Consider the following 18,060-nt stretch of genomic DNA (forward strand, 5'->3'; position numbering starts at 1 on the left):
AATAGTTTTATAAACTATATTAAATTGAGGAGGAAACAATATGCCCCGCGTATTCCAGAAAGCCAGGGAGCCGTTTTCCAGTTATTCACATTTTGTGGGCGCGGTGCTCAGCGGGCTTGGTTTGCTGATCGTACTGGTGCGGTTGCTGTTCGGCAGTGCGGTATCAGGTTCGCTGGCTGCTGCGGCCGTTATCTTCTGCCTTTCCTTGATCGCTCTGTATTCCGCAAGCAGCGTGTACCACTTTTCCGAGAAGGGCGAAGCAGTGGTGCGGCGCCTGAAAAAGCTGGATCACAGCATGATCTATGTGCTGATCGCGGGAAGCTATACCCCGATTCTCTTACGCTATATGCCGTCGCCGCGCTGCTATGTGTTCCTTGGTGCGGTCTGGCTGGTCGCACTGGCCGGTATCGCGGTCAAGCTGCTCTGGATCGATGCGCCGCGATTGATCGGTACGGCGCTGTATCTGGTGCTTGGCTGGGCGATTGCCTTTGACTTTGGCGCGGTGCTGTCCATGCCCGTGCCGGCGATCGCCTTGCTGGCAGCAGGCGGCCTATCCTATACCGTGGGCGGTATTATTTATATGGCGAAGAAACCAAATCTCGGACCGCTGATCGGCTTCCATGAGCTGTTCCACCTGTTCGTGATCGTGGGAAGTCTGTGTCACTACGCGATGGTTTTTTGGTATGTGCTGTGATACCGCCTTTGAGCGGAATATACAAAGCTGCCAGTGGAAAACGTGAAAACTGCACAGCGCAGGGGGAAGAGCGACCGCTATTCCCTGTCATATATACACACAAAAAGAAAAAGATTATGAATTTTGTATAAAAACAGAATGTCAGTTTATACAAAAAGATCTAATTACTGTTGCAGGCGAGCAAAAAAACATGGTAAAATATTTGTCAAGAAATGAGAAATCTGGTAATTTTACTTGGCAAAAGGATGAAATCAATGAAGCAGATGCAGATAAACGGGCAGGATGCCCGTCAGTCGGTATGCACCGAAATAAAGGGCGGCTGGAGCCTCCTGCGCACGTCCGACTGTGCGGAGGGGCGCGAATATGCGCTGCGGGCGCATCGGAAAACCGACCGGACCCTGCGAATACTCGAGCAGACCCTGTATGCCATGCTGGAAGGCCTGTCTGTCGCGGTGCTGGTGGAAGACAACACCGGCCGGATTGCGCATATGGCCATGCAGGCGGTAAAGGGGCAGGCGCCGGATTGCCGGTTGCTGGCGCGTGCCGGTGGGACCGCGTTTGTCGCGCTGCCGGAGCCGGATGCCTGCCGGACTGTGGTGGAGAAGCTGGCGGAATTGTCGCATGGCCGTGAAGATGTCCGGATTCGGATTGCCGGCTATATGGGCGCGTGCCTGCCGGAAGTCCGTTTCGCGGGCCTGCTCAAGGGCGGCGCGGACGTGGAGCTGCTTTACACAGGCGGAGCTTGTCCGGAGCTGCGGTTCCGCACGCGGCGGGAGCATATGACGGCGGATGCGGTATGGATGCGCCTGTACCCCTGCTGGCAGGCAGCGGCATAAAAGAGAAACCGTTTTTCCATGTACGACATGGGAAAACGGTTTTTTTATTTTATTTTCGGGAATACTTGACAAGAGTTGAAAAGAGGAGTAAAATATCAATTGATATAAGATATTAATTAGAAAGAGGGTGACATTATGCAGACCAGAAATACTGTACAGCGTCAGATTGTCCTGCAGGCGGTATTGCGCATGCACGACCATCCAACGGCGGATACTGTATATGCGGCGGTTGCGGCGGAGCACCCGTCGATCAGCAAGGCCACAGTATACCGCAATTTGAACCAGCTGGCCAATCAGGGAGAGATCCGCCGTGTTCCTGTTCCAAACGGGGCGGACCGCTTTGATTTCAATACCGAGGAGCATTACCATGTCCGCTGCAGCGGCTGCGGCGCGGTGTTCGATGTGTATATGCCACATATCGATAACCTGATCGAGCGCATCGACGATGCGTCTGGCGTTTCGGTGCAGCGGTACGATATTTTGTTCGAGGGTCTTTGCCCGAAATGCGGCGGCAAGGCGTAACCGGTGTTATTTTGGCGGCGGAAGCGCCGTTCACAAATAAAAATCCTGTAAAAAACGAGAGGAGAAATGTTATTATGGCAAACTTGAAGGGCAGCAAGACGGAAGCAAACCTCCAGACCGCTTTTGCGGGCGAGTCCATGGCGCGCAATAAATACACCTATTTTGCATCCAAGGCACGGAAGGACGGCTACGTCCAGATTGCGAAGATTTTTGAGGAAACCGCGAATAACGAGAAGGAGCATGCGAAGATCTGGTTTAAGCTGCTCAACGGCGGCATCGACGATACCGCGGCCAACCTGAAAGCGGCGGCCGAGGGTGAGAACTACGAGTGGACCGACATGTACGCGACCTTTGCCAAGGAAGCGCGCGAGGAAGGCTTCGACGATATTGCGTTCCTGTTTGAAAAGGTCGGTGAGATCGAGAAGGAGCATGAGGCCCGTTATCTCAAGCTGCTCTCCAACGTGGAGAACAAGGTGGTATTCTCCCGCGACGGCGACTGCATCTGGCAGTGTTCGAACTGCGGACACATCGTTGTTGGCAAGCAGGCGCCTGAGGTATGTCCGGTTTGCGCACATCCGCAGGCTTACTTTGAGATCAAGGCGGACAACTATTAAGATATAAGATGCTGCGCATCCGTTCCGAAAGCGCAGGCTGAAATAAGAAACACCGCGGAATTTTGATTCCGCGGTGTTTTTTCAGTTTTCCGCGAACAACGGGGTGGAGAAATACCGCTCCGCGGTATCCGGCAGGACGGTAACGACCGTTTTGCCAGTACCGAGCTTTTTGGCAAGCTGGATGGCGGCCGCGACGTTTGTACCGCTCGAAATGCCGCACATCAGCCCCTCGAGCCGCGCAAGGTCCTTGGCGGTGCGGAGCGCCTCCTCGTCCGTAACGATGTAGAGGTGGTCGTAGATTTTGGTGTTCAGGTTTCTGGGGATGATGCCGTCGCCAATACCCATTTGCAGGTGGGTGCCGATCGAACCGCCCGACAGGATGGCGGCGTTCTCCGGCTCGACCGCCCAGATTTCCAACTGAGGGTTCTGCGCCTTGAGCACCTCGCCGATGCCGCTGATCGTGCCGCCTGTGCCGAAGCCGGAGCAGAACCCATCGATCGGGGCGCTGACCTGTTCCAGGATCTCGGTTGCGGTATGATGCCGGTGGACCGCAGGATTAGCGGGGTTGTCAAATTGGCCAGGAACAAAGACCTTTGGGTCATTTTTTGCCATTTCGTTCGCAATTCGCTGGCATTCCGCAATACAGTCGCCGATATTGCCCGCGTCATGTACCAGAATGACTTCAGCGCCATAGTGTTGCACCAGCTTGCGGCGCTCCTCTGAAACGGAGTCCGGCATGATGATTTTGACCGCGTAGCCCTTGACCGCGCCGCACAGCGCCAGGCCGATGCCCTGGTTGCCGCTGGTCGGCTCGACGATGACCGTATCCGGCTGGAGCAGCCCGCGGCGCTCGGCATCCTCCACCATATTGAGCGCGGTCCGCGTTTTGATCGAACCGCCGACATTAAGCCCCTCGAATTTGACGAACACCTCCGCGCAGCCCGCCGGAACCATACGGTTCAGGCGAACCATGGGCGTATGGCCGACTGCCTCGAGGATGTTACTGTATACCATTGAAAAATCTTCCTCTCAAACGTGTCTACCCCACATTATAGCACAACCTTTTGCATAAGCATAGAACAGATTGACCAAATTGTGTCAATCTGTACGGCTTTTTTTAGAGTTTATGCAGGGAGGAGGTGAAATGTGATGGAGATACATTTTAAGCAGGCGAACGGCGGCAACTATCTGCCCGCGTCGCGCGGCAAGGGGGATATTCAATATCTGGTGATCCATTTTACGGCCAACGACGGGGATACCGCGCAAAACAACGCCGATTATTTCGCGCGGGAGGATATCTCGACCTCGGCCCACTATTTTGTGGACGAAAACGAGGTCTGGCAGAGCGTTGCCGACCATGATATTGCCTGGCACTGTGGCACGAAAGGGACCTATTACCATCCCTACTGCCGCAATGCCAACAGCATCGGCATTGAGATGTGCAGCCGGCTGCAGGATGGGAAGTACTACTTCCGGCAAGGCACAATCGAAAACGCGGAGGCGCTGGCGCGCATGCTGATGGAGAAATACGGCATCGGGGCCGATCATGTGGTGCGCCATTACGATGTGACGCACAAGACCTGCCCCGCGCCGTATGTAGAGAGCGCGGCGGCATGGAACGCATTCAAAACCGGATTGACAGGGGAGGTGGATGATATGACGGCAGACGAGGTAAAGCGGCTGATCGAGCAGAGCAGAACGGTTTACGGGACAATGGACGCGGTGCCTGACTGGGGGCGCGCGACGGTGGAAAAGCTGGTGCGCAACGGCTGGCTCAAGGGCGAGGGGGACGGCAAGGGCCTGAACCTGTCCGAGGACCTGCTGCGCACGCTGGTTATAAATGACCGAGCGGGCATTTATGGGGAATGAAGTAGAAAAAACGGCGGAAATGCAGGATTTCCGCCGTTTTTTTTCAGGTTGGGGTGTGCATAGTCTGTTGCCGCACCGCCTGCTGATGCACGCTCCACCAGCACAGCCCGCAGAGGAACGCGGCGCGCATTGCCTCGCCGACATAGTCGTTGGCGAGCGTTTCCAGCTCGAAAGCGTCCGGCTGCTGGTCGAGCAGTTTGTAGAACGCGCTGGACTCGGCTTCGATTTCATTTTGGAGGCGTTTGTAAAGCGGAGATTCCAGCCAAAGTTCATACTGCCCATGTAGATAATTGTACATTTGTTATTCACCTCACCTTGTATTGTACTAAAAATAGTACAATATGGCAATGGCAAATATGTACTAAAAAATGAACATATATTGTGCAATTTTATGTGTGGTGCTATAATGATAAAAAAGGTGGTGAGTGTTTGCCAATTTGTTATAATAAGCTGTTCGCTACGATCAAGCAGCGGGGAAAAACAGAATATTACCTCCGAAAAAATGGTATTAGTCCGTCTATCTTGAGCAAATTGAAGAATGGGACAGGCGGTATCGATGCGCGAACAATAGAAAAGCTCTGTAAGTTGCTGGATTGTCAACCAGGAGATTTGATGGAATATAAAGAAAGCCCTCAGTCATCCGACTGAGGGCTTTTTGTCAGCGGCTTCCGGTGCCGCGGGCTTATGTAATCAGTCCAGATAGGTGATTTTTTCAATCCCCTTGATGCCCAGCCCCGGCTCGTCGGAAACCGTGATGTCCTTTTCGTGGAACACCGCGCCGCCAAGGATGGGGTCCTCGGTGCAAAGCACCGGACCGTCCAGGTCGATTTTGGTGATCACCTGCCTGGCACAGGCCAGATGGATGGCCGCGTTGACGCTGACCTTGGCCTCCAGCATACAGCCGAGCATGCACTCCATGCCGTATACCTCGGCCGCGGACGCGATCTTGAGCGCGTTGTACAGGCCGCCGGCTTTCATCAGTTTGATGTTGACCAGGTCGGCCGCGCGCATCTGCATGATGGTCAGCGCGTCGGCCGGCCCCTGCACGCTTTCGTCCGCCATGACCGGAATGGAAACGTTGTCGGTCACATACTTCAGGCCGGTCAGGTCGTGCTGCGCGACCGGCTGTTCGACAAATTCAATATCCAGACCGGCGTCCTCCATCTGGCCGAGGATGCGCACGGCCTCCTTGGGCTTCCAGCCCTGGTTGGCGTCGATGCGGAGCTTGACACCTTGGCCGACCTCGGCGCGGATGGCCTGCAAGCGGCGCAGGTCGAGCGGCGCGTCCTTGCCGACCTTGCACTTGAGGCAGTCGTACCCGCGGTCAACGGCGTTGCGCGCGTCGCGCGCCATTTCCTCCGGATCGTTGACGCTGATGGTGATATCGGTCACGATTTGGCTGCGGCTGCCGCCGAGCATCTTGTATACTGGTATGTGGTAAAGCTGGCCGTACAGGTCCCAGAGCGCCATATCGACCGCGGCCTTGGCGCTTGTGTTTTTCAGGATGCAGCCCTGCAGGGCGAGCATCAGGTTTTCAAAATCGTCCACCTCGCGGCCGAGCAGGGTGGGGGCGATATGGTCGCGGACCGCGCCGATGATCGCGCCCGCGGTATCGCCCGTGACCGCGCCGGTCGGGGGCGCCTCACCGTAACCGACCGCACCGGTGTCCGTGTGTATCTCAACGATCACGTCCTCGACGGAGGAGACCGAGCGCACCGCAGTCTTGAACGGCACGCGCAGCGGGACGGAAATGCGCCCCAGGCGGATATTGGTAATCTTCATACTGGTTCAGCTCCTTTTGACATAGTCGTGTGTGGGCGGGTCAGCGGGCTAGCTCGTACATTGCCGCCGCGATGATCTCCGCGTTCTGGATGAGGCGCTCGACCTCCATATATTCATCCGGCTTGTGCTCGCGTATCTCGTCGCCGGGGAAGATCGGGCCGAACGCGACCAGATTGGGGATGGATTTGGCGTAGGTGCCGCCGCCGATGGATTTCAGGACCGCCTTTTCACCGGTCTGCTCCTCGTACACCTGGGACAGCTTGCGGATCAGCTCGCTTTCCGGCGGCATATAGATCGCGGCCTTGTGCTTCATTTTTGTCTCGTGGAAGCCGCCGAGCGCGAAGGCGCGCTCCATGCGGGGATGCGCGCCGTCATAGGTTTTGGTGACCGGATAACGCACGGAAAGCGTGAGCGACAGCGTTTCCTCCGCAAAGGCCGCCACGCCGAGGTTGACTGTCAAGTCGCCCGAAAGGTCGTCGCGCATGGCAAGGCCGAGGGATTCGCCGTGCGTTTCCATGCCGATACGTCCGGCCAGGAACGCCATGCAGTCGGCCAGCTCGCCCTCGAGTGGGAGCTGGGTAAGCGCTAGCGCAAGGCGGCCGATGGCGTTCTCGCCCTGCTCGGGCGTGGAGCCGTGTACGGATACGCCCTGCGCCTCTACGCGGATGCCGCCCTCGATCGGCGTCACCGTGACCTTGCTGGCCTGGATGCGCGCTGCCGCGTCGGCCGGACAGGCCAGCTCGGCCATCGCATAGGCAGGGGAGACGTTGGCGGCTGTGCCGCCCTCGAACCGGAGCAGGCGGCAGGGGCCGGTCTGCTCCAGCCTGCGGGAGTAGACGCAGTTCATGATTCCCTTTTCCCCGTTGATGATCGGGTACTCGCCGTCCGGTGTGAAGCCCATGACCGGCGTTTCGCCGCCATGTGCCAGATACCACGCCATATCGTCGCAGCCGGTCTCCTCGTTCGTGCCGAACAGAATGCGGATGCGGCGGGAGGGGATGAAGCCCGCGTCCTTGAGCGCTGCCAGTGCGTACAGCGCGGCCACGGTCGGCCCCTTGTCGTCCATCGTGCCGCGGCCGTAGATGCGCCCGTCTTTGACCTCGCCGGAGAACGGCGCGGCGGCGTTCCATCCGTCGCCGGCAGGCACAACGTCCAAATGGCCGAGCACGGCGATCATTTCCTCGCCCTTGCCGTATTCGCACCAGCCGACGCGGTCGTCCATATTCACGGTGGGGAAGCCCAGGCGCTCGCACAGCGCGAGCGTTTCGTGCAGGCAGCGCGCGACCTCTCGGCCGTAGGGTGCGCCCGCCTCGGGCGTTCCCTCGACGCTGGGGATGCGGATGAGGGCGGCCAGGCTTTGCAGCAGCTCGTCCGCATGCGCGCGGATATAGGGCTTAAAGTCCATATTTATATTCCTCCTTTGGTTATTAACGGCTTATTAACGGTTCTATATCATATTGTACAGGATAAAACGGGAATTTGCAAACCCATCTGTGCAGTTTGCTTGTAATTATCTTGCAAAAAGCCGCGGGATACGGTATACTATTACTGTCATCTGTCAAGGCGTGCGGAGCCGGCGCAGGTGGGAAAAGAGAATGAAAAAGAAATGAGGGAGGAAACCTATGATAACAAACGGTTTTACTTACTTTGCGGTGCTGGCATTTCTGGCTGCAGTGCTGGTGGGTGCGGAAAAGCTGACCAAATGGAAGTTTTTCAAGTTTATCCCGCCGGTCGTGCTGCTGTATTTGCTGACGATGCTGCTGTGTACCGCAGGGGCGTGGGATATGGAGGCGACCTCGGCGGCATATGGCGCGCTGAAAAATAATATCCTGTACGCCATGCTGGTGCTGATGCTGCTGCGCTGCGATATCCGCAAGATACTCAAGCTCGGCCCCCGCATGCTGGGCGGCTTTTTCGCGGCGAGTATCTCGATTTCGATCGGCTTTATTCTAACCTACGCGATCATGCATGGACAGCTCGGTTCGGAAGCGTGGAAGCCCTTGGGCGCGCTGTGCGGCAGCTGGATGGGCGGATCGGGCAACCTTGTCGCCGTATCTGAGGCCCTGCATATCGGAGAAGCGGATCTTGCGTATGCACTGGTGATCGACTCGATCGATTATTCCATCTGGGTCATGTTCCTGCTTTGGGCGATCTCGTTCGCACCGCAGTTCAACAAATGGACCAAAGCCTCCACCGCAACGTTGGACGAGGTTTGCGCCCGCCTGGAAGCGGAAGAAAAAGAGGCGGATAAGCATATTACCTTTGCCGGCCTGCTGTTCCTGATCGGCGGCGCGCTGCTGGTTTCCGCAATTGGGCAGAACATTGGCGCAGCAATCAACGGCGTCGCACCTTGGCTGGATAAGGCGACCTGGACGGTGCTGGTGGTCACGGTGGTTGCGCTGGTTGCGGCGGTTACACCGATCGGCAAGATCGCGGGTGCGGCCGAGTTGTCCAATGTACTGCTGTACATGGTCATCGCGCTGCTGGCGTCCCGCGCAAGCCTGCTGGAGCTGACGGAAGCGCCGGTATGGATCATTTCCGGCTTTATGATTCTCGGAATACATGGGATTATTCTGGTTGCCTTGGCAAAAATCTTCAAGCTGGATATGTTCACCTGCGGCGTTGCTTCGCTGGCCAATATCGGCGGCACGGCCTCCGCGCCCATCCTGGCCGGCTCGTATTCCGGCGCGCTGGTGCCGGTCGGCGTTCTGATGGCGCTGATGGGCTATGTCATCGGAACGGGCGGCGGTATTCTGACCGCGAATATCATGAAATTTTTTGCATAACGATCTCTTTTCCAAATGGAAAGCGGCTGTCCGAACCGGACAGCCGCTTTTTATTTTCGGTGTAGGACAAAATGGTTTTTACGGAAGGAGAGCAGCCCGTCCCGCTGCATTTTGCTCAGCTCGTTCGACAGGGCGCTGCGGTCCGCGCCGAGATAATCGGCAAGCTGCTGGCGGTCGAACGGGATATCGAACGTATCGCAGCCGTTCTGCACGGCCTGCGCGGACAGATAGGACAACAGCCTGCCGCGCAGGGATTTCGGCGTTGTGTGGAAGATTTTGCGCGTCAGGGTCAGGTTTTTCCGCGCTGTCACATCGAGCAGGTTGCGGAGCAGGACGTCGCGCCCGCTGTCCTCCCGACCGGCGGGCGCGAGCAGGTGATCCATGGGCAGGAACAAAACTTCGGACGGTTCGGCGGCGACCGCGCTGACCATCATAGGCGTGCCGGGGACGCAGGCGTAGGTTTCCGCAAACACGGCGCCCGGACCGATATGGTCCAGAATTGTTTTGTTGCCCCAGGCGTCGTCGCGCTCAATAGTCACGCCGCCGGACAGCAGGACGCAGAGCGCGTGGGCCGTATCCCCGACCCGATAGACCGGATGACCTTTTTCGTAGGAGCGGCGGTAGCTGTGCAGCTGTTCCAGCAGCGGCGGAAGCTTTGCTTCCGGCAGACCCTGGAACAGGCGGCAGTGCATTAATACGGATGCTTCCATATTTCCTCCTGTTTTGTTGTTACAACAACATACGGTGTGCTACCAGTATAGTAAGATAGGAGCATAAAGTCAAGTATGCGCCGGTTTGTCCGGACGCGGAACAGGTTACCTATCAGGAGGAAACGGATATGATACGGAAAATTATTGAAATCAATGAAAAAAAATGTAACGGCTGCGGCTTGTGCGCCAATGCCTGCCACGAGGGGGCGATCGGCATGGTAAACGGAAAGGCGAAGCTGCTGCGGGACGATTATTGCGACGGCCTGGGCAACTGCCTACCAGTCTGTCCGACAGGAGCGATCACATTTGTCGAGCGAGAGGCCGCTGCCTATGACGAAGCGGCGGTGCAGGAGAACCTGCGCGCGAAAGCTGAGGCGCAACAGCCGCTTGCCTGCGGCTGCCCGGGTAGCCATGCGCGCGCAATCGACCGTCCCGCCGCACCGCAGGCAGACGGCGCGGTTCCGAAGATTTCCCAGCTCCGCCAGTGGCCGGTGCAGATCAAGCTGGCGCCCGTCAACGCGCCGTATTTCCAGGATGCGCACCTGCTGGTAGCGGCGGACTGCACCGCCTACGCATATGCAAATTTCCATCAGGACTTTATCCGGAACAAAATCACGCTGATTGGCTGCCCCAAACTGGACGAGGGCGATTACAGTGAAAAGCTGACCGAGATCATCCGGCAGAACGATATCAAAAGTGTTACGGTGGTGCGCATGGAGGTGCCGTGCTGTGGCGGTATCGAGCATGCGGTGCGCACAGCCCTGCAAAACAGCGGCAAGTTTATGCCGTGGCAGGTGGCCGTGGTATCGACCACGGGCGAGATACTGGACCGGTAAGGCGTTTGCAAATTCACTCCGCTGTGGTACAATAGCTCATGAGAACGGGGCGTTGGATCGCGGAGGGATAAGAGTATGAATACATTGGACGTGGTGCATGATTTTCTGCGGCGGCAGGTGAAGCCGGGCGCGGTCTGTATCGATGCCACGGCGGGCAAGGGGCGCGACACCGCGCTCCTTTGCCGTCTTGCGGGAAAAAACGGGCAGGTGATCGCGTTTGATATCCAGGAGGCTGCGGTCGAGCAGACGCGCGCGCTGCTGGCGGAGCAAGGCTTGACCGCTGAGGTCGTGCAGGACAGTCACGCGCATATGGCGCGCTATGCGGCGCCGGGGACGGTGGACTGCATTGTGTTCAACTTTGGCCGGCTGCCGGGCGGAGATGCCAAAATATTCACCACAGCCGCTTCCTCGCTTCCGGCGATCGACGCGGGGCTGACGCTGCTGCGGCAGGGCGGCGTGATGGCGCTTGCGCTGTATTATGGGAAAGAAAACGGATATGAGGAGAAAAATGCGATTTTATCGCACTTAAAGTCGATAAATGACCGATTGTTCACTGTTCTGGCATGCGATTGGCTCAACCGACGGAACGACCCGCCGCTGCCGATTTTCATATGGAAAGAGTGAGCGGTCTGTGTTACAATAAAGGAAAAGGAGGGATATGATATGCCTTGGTGTCCCAAATGTAAAGCGGAATACAGAGAGGGGTTTACGGAGTGCAGTACCTGCCGGGTGCCGCTGGTGGATACGCTGCCCGAGGAAAATGAGGAAAATAAGAAGCCGGAGGAATTCGTCCTGCCGGACGGCATGGAGAAACCAATCGCGGTTTACACCGCCAAAAACCGGTTGGAAGCGGAAATGGTCTGCGACATGCTGCGCGAAAATGATATTGTTGTACTCCACCGGCCGGCGGCGTTCCGTCAGATACAGGCTTACAGCGGCGCGGACGCGCGCTTCGGGGTAGAGATTGTAGTCGATGCGAGCCAGACCGCCCGCGCGCGTGCGTTGATCGACGAAATGAACCACAGCTTTGCGGAGGCACCGGTTGATGAGGAAGAGCTGGCCCGTCTGGCCGAGGAGCAGGCGATGCAGGTGCCGGAGCAGCCTATGGAGGATAACGCTTCGTTCAAGCTGCTGCCCGTGGTGGCAGGCGTGATCGCGGTGGCGCTGCTGCTGCTGTATTTGGTTTCCAACCGTATGTAAAGGGGAGAGTGCCTATGCCGTGGTGTCCGAAGTGTAAAGCGGAGTTCCGCGAGGGCTTCAGCGTGTGCAATACCTGTCATGTGCCGCTGATCGACCATATACCGGATGGGACGGAAACGATCGCGGAGCCTGCTCAGCCCGACGAGGCCTGGTTGCGCGAGGATGGGAAACGGACAAAGCTGCTTCGGCTGCTGCGGACGCTGATTATCCTGTTTCTGGCGCTGGCGGTCGTACTGCTGCTCGCGGATAAGGGGATATAAAAAGGGAGTGCGTATCACGCACTCCCTTTTTATATGCTGTTGTTACCGAATATCGTCGAACAGGCCGGTGAAGTCCAGTGTTGCGAAATAATCCCTTGGCGTTTCCGCACGGCGGATCAGCTCAACCGAGCCATCCTCGCGCAACAGCAGCTCGGCGGAGCGCAGCTTGCCGTTGTAGTTATAGCCCATCGAGAAGCCGTGGGCGCCCGTATCGTGGATATACACATAATCGCCGATATCGATACGGGGCAGGTTGCGGTCGATGGCGAACTTGTCATTGTTCTCGCACAGGCCGCCGGTCACATCATAGGTGCGGTCGTGCAGCGCGTCCTCCTTGCCAAGGATGGTGATGTGATGGTAGGCGCCGTACATCGCCGGACGCATCAGATTGGCCGCGCAGGCGTCAAGACCGGCATATTCCTTGTAGGTGTGCTTGTGGTGGATGCAGCGGGCGACCAGCGCGCCGTAAGGTCCGAGAATAAAGCGGCCCATCTCGGTATAGATCGCGATGTCGTCCATACCCGCCGGTGCGAGCACCTCTTCATAAGCGCGGCGCACGCCCTCGCCGATGGCCATGATATCGTTCGGCTCCTGCCACGGCTTGTAGGGGATACCCACGCCGCCGGACAGGTTGATGAACGCGATATGCACGCCGGTTTCCTTGCGGACCTCGACCGCCAGCTTGAACAGGATGCGGGCCAGCGCGGGATAGTATTCGTTTGCCACCGTGTTGGAGGCCAGGAACGCATGGATGCCGAAATGCTTGACGCCCTTGGCCTTCATATACTTGAACGCCTCGATCAGCTGTTCGCGGGTCATTCCGTACTTGGCCTCCTGCGGCGTATCCATGATCTCGTTTTCAAGTACAAAATCGCCGCCCGGATTGAAGCGGCAGGACATGGTTTCCTTCCACTGGCCGACCTTATCGTAATAGTCCAAGTGGGTGATATCGTCAAAGTTGATGATCGCGTCCAAGTCGCTGGCGAGCTTGAAATCCTCGTCCGGCGTCACATTGGAGGAAAACATGATATCGTGGCCGGTGATGCCGCAGGCGCGGCTCAGCTGCAGCTCGGTATAGCTGGAGCAGTCGCAGCCGAAGCCTTCTTCATGAAGGAGCTGGACCAGACGGGGGTTCGGGGTCGCCTTAACGGCAAAATATTCCTTGAAGCCAGGGTTCCATGCGAACGCGGCCTTGACCTTGCGGGCATTCTCGCGGATGGCCTTTTCATCGTAGATGTGGAACGGGGTGGGATGGGTCCTTACGATCTCCTGCACCTGCTCAAGGGTCAAAAAGGGTTTCTTTTCCATTGGTTTTCGCCTTTCCTTTGTTTCTGGGGTTATTCGTCGGTCTGTTTGCCGAGGATGCGCTCGAAGCGGCGGCGCATATCGTCCTCGATGCGCTGGGTTTCGATCTGGTCGACGCCGATGATGCGGCCGTCCTGCACGATAACGACCATGCCTTCTGCGAGCATGGCAGGCGTTTCTGCGCGGGGGAAATTGACCATTTTGTCGTTGATTTCCACGACAACGAAATCGCCTTCAAAGCGGTCGACGATACCGGTCTGTTTCATGCAGCATTCTCCTTGCTTGATGGTAGTGGGTCGAGCGGGAGGACGACCGTGCCGCTTTCCGCTGTGATGCGGACGTCGCCAACACCCGCGAGGGACAGGTTTTCCAGCGTTTGCGGGCTGGGATGGCCGTAATCGTTGTTCACGCCGCACGAAATCACCGCGGTCGAGGGCCGCACCGCGCACAGGAATTCCTCGGAGGAGGAAGTGTTTGCACCGTGATGCCCAACCTTGAGGATCTCGCACGACAAAAGTGGATAATGGTTCAACAGGGAGCGTTCCGCCGCGGCCTCGGCGTCTCCCATCAGGAGAACGCTGCGGCCACCCGCCTGGAACAGCGTGACCAGGGAGCGGTTGTTCAGGTCGCTGTCCGATACATCGTCGTCCGGCCCGAGGAACGTGAGCGACGCACCGGAATCAAACGGCAGGACGTCGCCCTGTTGCGGGACGGTCGGACGGAGGCCGCGCGCCTCCAGCGCGTCGAGCATGCTGCCGTAGGTGGCGGTGTTGGCAGTCTCCCGTCCCATAAAGAAATGTCCGATTGGGAATGCCTCGATCACCCGCGCCATGCCGCCGATATGGTCGGCGTGCGGATGGGTGGCGACCACGGCGTACAGCTCCTGCACGCCAAGCTCCTCTAAATAGCGGACGATGGTATCGCCGCTTTCCGCTGTGCCAGCGTCCACCAGCACGGCCTGGCCACCCGACAGGAGCAGGATGGAATCTCCCTGGCCAACGTCGATAAAATGGACTTCGGTCTCGCCGGTGAGTTCCTGCGGGCCGGATAAAAAACCGGGCAGGTAAAGCCAGGCGTCAAGCGCCAGCACAAGTGCCGCGCCAATAAACAGAATGCGCCGGAGGATTCGCTTCATTATTCTTCACAGGTGCGGTAGGAATCGAATTTGTCCGTGATCTCTTTGGACGGGGCGGGCGTCGCCAGGCTGACGATGATGATGGCGAGCAGGCCGCAGACAAAGCCGGGTACGATCTCGTACAGTTCGAAAATGCCACCGGACATCTGCGCCCAGAACAGGTCGACCAGGCCGCCGACGATGATACCCGCATACGCGCCGTATTTGTTGGCGCGCCGCCAGAACAGGGAGCAGAGCACGAGCGGGCCGAACGCCGAGCCAAAGCCGGCCCACGCGTATTCGACCAGACCGAGTACCGTGCTGTTCTGGTTGGTCGCGATCAGCACGGCAATCAATGCGACTACCATAACGCAGCCGCGGGAGACCCACATCAGCTCCTTGGCAGAGGCGTTGGGGCGTATTTTGTTGTGGTAAAAGTCCTCGGTGATGGCAGACGCGGTAACAAGGAGCTGGCTATCCGCGGTGGACATGATCGCCGCAAGAATGGCGGACAGGAAGATGCCCGCGATGAACACGGGGAAGATGCGGGTGACCATGTTGATGTAGATGGTCTCCTCATTGCCCGCGGTGACGAGCAGGCCGTCGCCCAGGAACATGCGGCCGGAAACGCCGATCAGTACGGCGGCGGTCAGCGAGATCAGAACCCAGACGGTCGCGATGCGGCGGGACTTTTTGATCGCTTTCGGGGACTCGATACCCATGAAGCGGATCAGAATATGCGGCTGGCCGAAGTAGCCCAGCCCCCACGCGATCAACGAAATGATGCCGATGGCCGTGTAAGGCGTATTGGTCGCGCCATCCACGAACAGGTTCAGGAAATTCGGGTTAAACGAATCGACCTGCGCAAAAAAGTCGGCCGGCCCGCCCAGCGAGCCGATGGCAATCGAGGGTACCGCGATGACGCAGAAGAACATCAGCAGGCCTTGGAAAAAGTCGGTCCAGCACACGGCGAAAAAGCCGCCGGCAAAGGTGTACGAAATAACGACGACCGCGCCGATCAGCAGTGACACCAGATAGGGCATACCGAATACAGATGAAAAAAGCTTGGCGCAGGAGACAAAGCCTGAAGCGGTATAAAACAGGAAAAACACCAGGATGAATATTGCGGCGATCACCGAGATCATGCCGCTTTCATCCTTAAAACGGTTCTTGAAGAACTGCGGCAGCGTGATCGCGTCGTCCGCCACCTTGGTGTACTGGCGCAGCGGCTTGGCGACAAGCAGCCAGTTGAGATAGGTGCCGATAGCAAGGCCGATGGCGATCCAGCCGGCCGAAATGCCGGACAGATAGGCCGCCCCTGGCAGGCCCATCAGCAGCCAGCCCGACATGTCGGAGGCCTGCGCGCTCATCGAGGTGACCCAGGAGCCAAGCTTTCGGCCACCGAGGAAATATTCGCTGGTCGTGCGGTTTTTCCCCATAAAGTACATGCCGATGCAGATCATAAAGATCAGATACACGCCAAACGCGACGAGTGTGATGATGCTGTCAATATTCATGTATAATTACCCTCCCAAAATTCATGTTTTATTATACATGGATTCGCTTTTTTTTGCAAGAATGAGGGTGGGAAATTGCGGTTTTCACAAAAAATAGACAATATAGATAAAAGTGGGCCGCAAAAACAGGGGAAGGATTGTTATGAATGACGGATAGGCCGGTTCACAGCTTCATGGCCCGCGCGAGCTTGCTTTCTGGCTCCGGCGTCAGGGAGAGGTAATCGGCAAGGTCGGCGGCAAGCGCATGGAAAACCTCCTCGCTGCCCGCGATCCATTCCAGCTCGATCTCGCACAGGGGGGCGGAGCGCCCGTTATGGTGCAGCATGCCCTCGTCCAGCGCAAGCTCGCAGACCGTGTCCTCCTGCTGGAGCAGGATGGCGCAGCGCCGGAAGTCGACCGTGCAGATCGTTTCCAGGCGCGCGGCGAGTGCCTGCTCGCACAGCGCGCGCGGCGCGCCTTTGTCGGGCAGCGCGGAGAGTCCCTCCGCGACCGTCTGCGCGTCGCACTCGTATTCCTCATGCGCGCGCATGCCGGCGGGAGTGCTGGTGTTGCGCCGCTTCATGCAGCATACGCTGCGGTCGTTTTCGCGGCGCAGACGGAGTGCAGCGTCGTTGCGGCGCAGCAGACCGTCCGCCGTATCGAAATACTGCGATTTCATATGGATGGTGCGGCTTTGGCTGCCGATACGGGAGGAGGCCCAGAGCAGCGCCTGTCCCAATACCCATTCGTCCGCCCGCCATTTGTATTCCTTTTCCATTACCGTATCTGTCCGTTTCCATAAATGATAAATTTGGTGGTGGTCAGCGCGGTCAGCCCCATGGGGCCGCGCGCGTGCAGCTTTTGCGTGGAAATGCCGATCTCTGCACCGAAGCCGAACTCAAACCCATCGGTAAAACGGGTGGAGGCGTTGACATAGACCGCCGCCGCGTCGACCTCATCCAGAAAACGCTGGGAAGCCTCGTAGTCGCGGGTGACGATGCACTCCGAGTGACCGGTGTTGTAGCGGTTGATATGTGCGATCGCCTCGTCGAGCGAATCAACGACCTTGCAGGAGATCTCATATCCCAGATATTCGCGCCCGTAGTCCTCCTCTGTGGCGGGGAAGACGGCGTCGCCCAGAAGCTCCCTGGTGCGGGGGCAGCCATGGATGGAGACGCCGCTCGGCGCGAGGCCGGCCGCCGCCATGGGCAGGAACCGCGCCGCCGCGTCCTTGTGGACGAGCAGGCTTTCGGCCGCATTGCATACGCTCGGGCGCTGGCATTTGGCGTTGACCAGGATGCGCTGCGCCATCTCCAGGTCGGCGGACGCATCCACATACACGTGGCAGTTGCCGGTTCCGGTCTCAATGACTGGAACGGTCGCGTTCCGGACGACCGACTGGATCAGGCCCGCCCCGCCGCGCGGGATAAGCACGTCGAGCCAGCCGTTCAGCTTCATCATCTGCGTGGCGCTGTCGCGCGAGGTGTCCTCGACCAGGTTGATGGCGCCCTCCGGCAGGCCCTCGCCGGCAAGCGCCGCACGCATGAGACGGGTCAGGCACATGGAGGAGTGGAATGCTTCCTTGCCGCCGCGTAGGATGCACGCCGAGCCGGCCTTGAAGCACAGCGCGGCCGCGTCCACCGTGACATTGGGGCGCGCCTCGTAAATAATGCCGATCACGCCCATAGGTACGCGCTTCTGCCCGATGTTTAGGCCGTTCGGCGTTTTGCGCATCCACAGCACCTCGCCGATGGGGTCGGGCAGGGCTGCGACCTGGCGGCAGCCCTCCGCGATGCCGGCGATGCGTTTTTCGTCCAGCATCAGGCGGTCGATCAGCCCTTCCACGAGGCCGTTTGCGCGGCCGTTTTCGATATCGATGCGGTTGGCGTCGATGATTTCGCGGGTATTCGCAAGCAGCGCGTCCGCTATGGCGAGCAGGCCGCGGTTTTTATCGTTTGTGCCGAGTCTGGCGACCGCGTATTTGGCGCGGCGCGCGTCCGCGGCAATGTCCATCAGTTGTCGCATGGGTTACACCT

General features: G+C 58.3%; 22 protein-coding genes. 11 read left to right on the forward strand and 11 right to left on the reverse strand.

The features are described from left to right. The first annotated feature begins 40 nt into the window (after positions 1 to 40). The 4 genes from trhA to rbr all read left to right on the forward strand — a co-directional run bounded on the left by trhA (position 41) and on the right by rbr (position 2,666). Positions 41 to 694 carry a PAQR family membrane homeostasis protein TrhA gene (gene trhA, locus RX717_RS04490; RefSeq protein ID WP_054326814.1) on the forward strand — a complete coding sequence of 218 codons (654 nt, stop codon included), beginning with the start codon at positions 41 to 43 and terminating at the stop codon, positions 692 to 694. 254 nt (positions 695 to 948) lie between these two features. Continuing rightward, positions 949 to 1,530, forward strand: coding sequence for a hypothetical protein (locus RX717_RS04495; protein ID WP_054326815.1), 582 nt, complete (start codon positions 949 to 951; stop codon positions 1,528 to 1,530). Between the two features lie 135 nt (positions 1,531 to 1,665). Further along, positions 1,666 to 2,052 (forward strand): Fur family transcriptional regulator, encoded by a 387-nt coding sequence (locus RX717_RS04500; RefSeq protein ID WP_054326816.1) that lies wholly within the window; start codon positions 1,666 to 1,668, stop codon positions 2,050 to 2,052. 74 nt (positions 2,053 to 2,126) lie between these two features. After that, positions 2,127 to 2,666, forward strand: coding sequence for a rubrerythrin (rbr, locus tag RX717_RS04505; RefSeq protein WP_107630883.1), 540 nt, complete (start codon positions 2,127 to 2,129; stop codon positions 2,664 to 2,666). 81 nt (positions 2,667 to 2,747) lie between these two features. Here the strand turns inward: rbr and cysK are convergent, their stop codons facing one another. Next, positions 2,748 to 3,680 carry a cysteine synthase A gene (gene cysK / locus RX717_RS04510; protein ID WP_107630882.1) on the reverse strand — a complete coding sequence of 311 codons (933 nt, stop codon included), beginning with the start codon at positions 3,678 to 3,680 and terminating at the stop codon, positions 2,748 to 2,750. Positions 3,681 to 3,815: 135 nt separating this feature from the next. Between cysK and RX717_RS04515 the strand changes: the two genes are divergently transcribed. Then, positions 3,816 to 4,535 (forward strand): peptidoglycan recognition protein family protein, encoded by a 720-nt coding sequence (locus tag RX717_RS04515; protein WP_107630881.1) that lies wholly within the window; start codon positions 3,816 to 3,818, stop codon positions 4,533 to 4,535. 43 nt (positions 4,536 to 4,578) lie between these two features. Here RX717_RS04515 and RX717_RS04520 read toward each other — a convergent pair whose 3' ends face one another. Next, positions 4,579 to 4,833: a hypothetical protein gene (locus tag RX717_RS04520; RefSeq protein ID WP_107630880.1), complete on the reverse strand. Its 255-nt coding sequence runs from the start codon at positions 4,831 to 4,833 to the stop codon at positions 4,579 to 4,581. 95 nt (positions 4,834 to 4,928) lie between these two features. On the opposite strand from RX717_RS04520, the gene RX717_RS04525 reads away from it, so the two are divergent. Further along, positions 4,929 to 5,183: a helix-turn-helix domain-containing protein gene (locus tag RX717_RS04525; protein ID WP_242977963.1), complete on the forward strand. Its 255-nt coding sequence runs from the start codon at positions 4,929 to 4,931 to the stop codon at positions 5,181 to 5,183. A 42-nt stretch (positions 5,184 to 5,225) separates the two neighbouring features. Here the strand turns inward: RX717_RS04525 and RX717_RS04530 are convergent, their stop codons facing one another. Then, positions 5,226 to 6,317, reverse strand: coding sequence for a dipeptide epimerase (locus tag RX717_RS04530; RefSeq protein WP_107630879.1), 1,092 nt, complete (start codon positions 6,315 to 6,317; stop codon positions 5,226 to 5,228). A 40-nt stretch (positions 6,318 to 6,357) separates the two neighbouring features. Beyond that, positions 6,358 to 7,722 carry a dipeptidase PepV gene (pepV, locus tag RX717_RS04535; RefSeq protein WP_107630878.1) on the reverse strand — a complete coding sequence of 455 codons (1,365 nt, stop codon included), beginning with the start codon at positions 7,720 to 7,722 and terminating at the stop codon, positions 6,358 to 6,360. 217 nt (positions 7,723 to 7,939) lie between these two features. Between pepV and RX717_RS04540 the strand changes: the two genes are divergently transcribed. Next, positions 7,940 to 9,103, forward strand: a complete 1,164-nt coding sequence (locus RX717_RS04540; RefSeq protein WP_054326822.1) for a DUF819 family protein — start codon at positions 7,940 to 7,942, stop codon at positions 9,101 to 9,103. A gap of 50 nt (positions 9,104 to 9,153) precedes the next feature. Here the strand turns inward: RX717_RS04540 and RX717_RS04545 are convergent, their stop codons facing one another. Beyond that, positions 9,154 to 9,813, reverse strand: a complete 660-nt coding sequence (locus tag RX717_RS04545; protein ID WP_107630877.1) for a Crp/Fnr family transcriptional regulator — start codon at positions 9,811 to 9,813, stop codon at positions 9,154 to 9,156. 128 nt (positions 9,814 to 9,941) lie between these two features. On the opposite strand from RX717_RS04545, the gene RX717_RS04550 reads away from it, so the two are divergent. The 4 genes from RX717_RS04550 (at position 9,942) to RX717_RS04565 (ending at position 12,109) form a co-directional block, all read left to right on the forward strand. Beyond that, positions 9,942 to 10,649, forward strand: a complete 708-nt coding sequence (locus tag RX717_RS04550) for a 4Fe-4S binding protein (RefSeq protein ID WP_107630876.1) — start codon at positions 9,942 to 9,944, stop codon at positions 10,647 to 10,649. Between the two features lie 75 nt (positions 10,650 to 10,724). Continuing rightward, positions 10,725 to 11,273, forward strand: a complete 549-nt coding sequence (locus RX717_RS04555) for a class I SAM-dependent methyltransferase (RefSeq protein WP_107630875.1) — start codon at positions 10,725 to 10,727, stop codon at positions 11,271 to 11,273. A gap of 39 nt (positions 11,274 to 11,312) precedes the next feature. After that, positions 11,313 to 11,849: a putative signal transducing protein gene (locus RX717_RS04560; protein ID WP_054326826.1), complete on the forward strand. Its 537-nt coding sequence runs from the start codon at positions 11,313 to 11,315 to the stop codon at positions 11,847 to 11,849. A gap of 14 nt (positions 11,850 to 11,863) precedes the next feature. After that, positions 11,864 to 12,109 (forward strand): hypothetical protein, encoded by a 246-nt coding sequence (locus RX717_RS04565; protein WP_054326827.1) that lies wholly within the window; start codon positions 11,864 to 11,866, stop codon positions 12,107 to 12,109. A gap of 42 nt (positions 12,110 to 12,151) precedes the next feature. Here RX717_RS04565 and RX717_RS04570 read toward each other — a convergent pair whose 3' ends face one another. From RX717_RS04570 to RX717_RS04595, 6 genes are all read right to left on the reverse strand, one after another. Further along, positions 12,152 to 13,417 carry a diaminopimelate decarboxylase gene (locus RX717_RS04570; protein ID WP_107630874.1) on the reverse strand — a complete coding sequence of 422 codons (1,266 nt, stop codon included), beginning with the start codon at positions 13,415 to 13,417 and terminating at the stop codon, positions 12,152 to 12,154. 29 nt (positions 13,418 to 13,446) lie between these two features. After that, positions 13,447 to 13,680 carry a DUF3006 domain-containing protein gene (locus RX717_RS04575; RefSeq protein WP_054326829.1) on the reverse strand — a complete coding sequence of 78 codons (234 nt, stop codon included), beginning with the start codon at positions 13,678 to 13,680 and terminating at the stop codon, positions 13,447 to 13,449. Beyond that, positions 13,677 to 14,549, reverse strand: coding sequence for a ComEC/Rec2 family competence protein (locus tag RX717_RS04580; RefSeq protein ID WP_107630873.1), 873 nt, complete (start codon positions 14,547 to 14,549; stop codon positions 13,677 to 13,679). Before RX717_RS04580 ends, RX717_RS04575 begins: the two co-directional genes overlap by 4 nt. Next, a complete protein-coding gene (putP, locus tag RX717_RS04585) occupies positions 14,549 to 16,045 on the reverse strand; it encodes a sodium/proline symporter PutP (RefSeq protein WP_107630872.1) in 1,497 nt (498 codons plus the stop codon). The genes RX717_RS04580 and putP overlap by 1 nt, the downstream gene beginning before the upstream one ends. 163 nt (positions 16,046 to 16,208) lie before the next feature. Then, positions 16,209 to 16,802 carry a CYTH domain-containing protein gene (locus RX717_RS04590; RefSeq protein ID WP_054326831.1) on the reverse strand — a complete coding sequence of 198 codons (594 nt, stop codon included), beginning with the start codon at positions 16,800 to 16,802 and terminating at the stop codon, positions 16,209 to 16,211. After that, on the reverse strand, positions 16,802 to 18,049 hold the full coding sequence (locus RX717_RS04595) for a glutamate-5-semialdehyde dehydrogenase (protein WP_054326832.1): 1,248 nt from the start codon (positions 18,047 to 18,049) through the stop codon (positions 16,802 to 16,804). The genes RX717_RS04590 and RX717_RS04595 overlap by 1 nt, the downstream gene beginning before the upstream one ends. Between the last annotated feature and the right edge of the window lie 11 nt (positions 18,050 to 18,060).

Source organism: Intestinibacillus sp. NTUH-41-i26 (genome assembly GCF_032769475.1).
Classification (GTDB): domain Bacteria; phylum Bacillota; class Clostridia; order Oscillospirales; family Butyricicoccaceae; genus Agathobaculum; species Agathobaculum ammoniilyticum.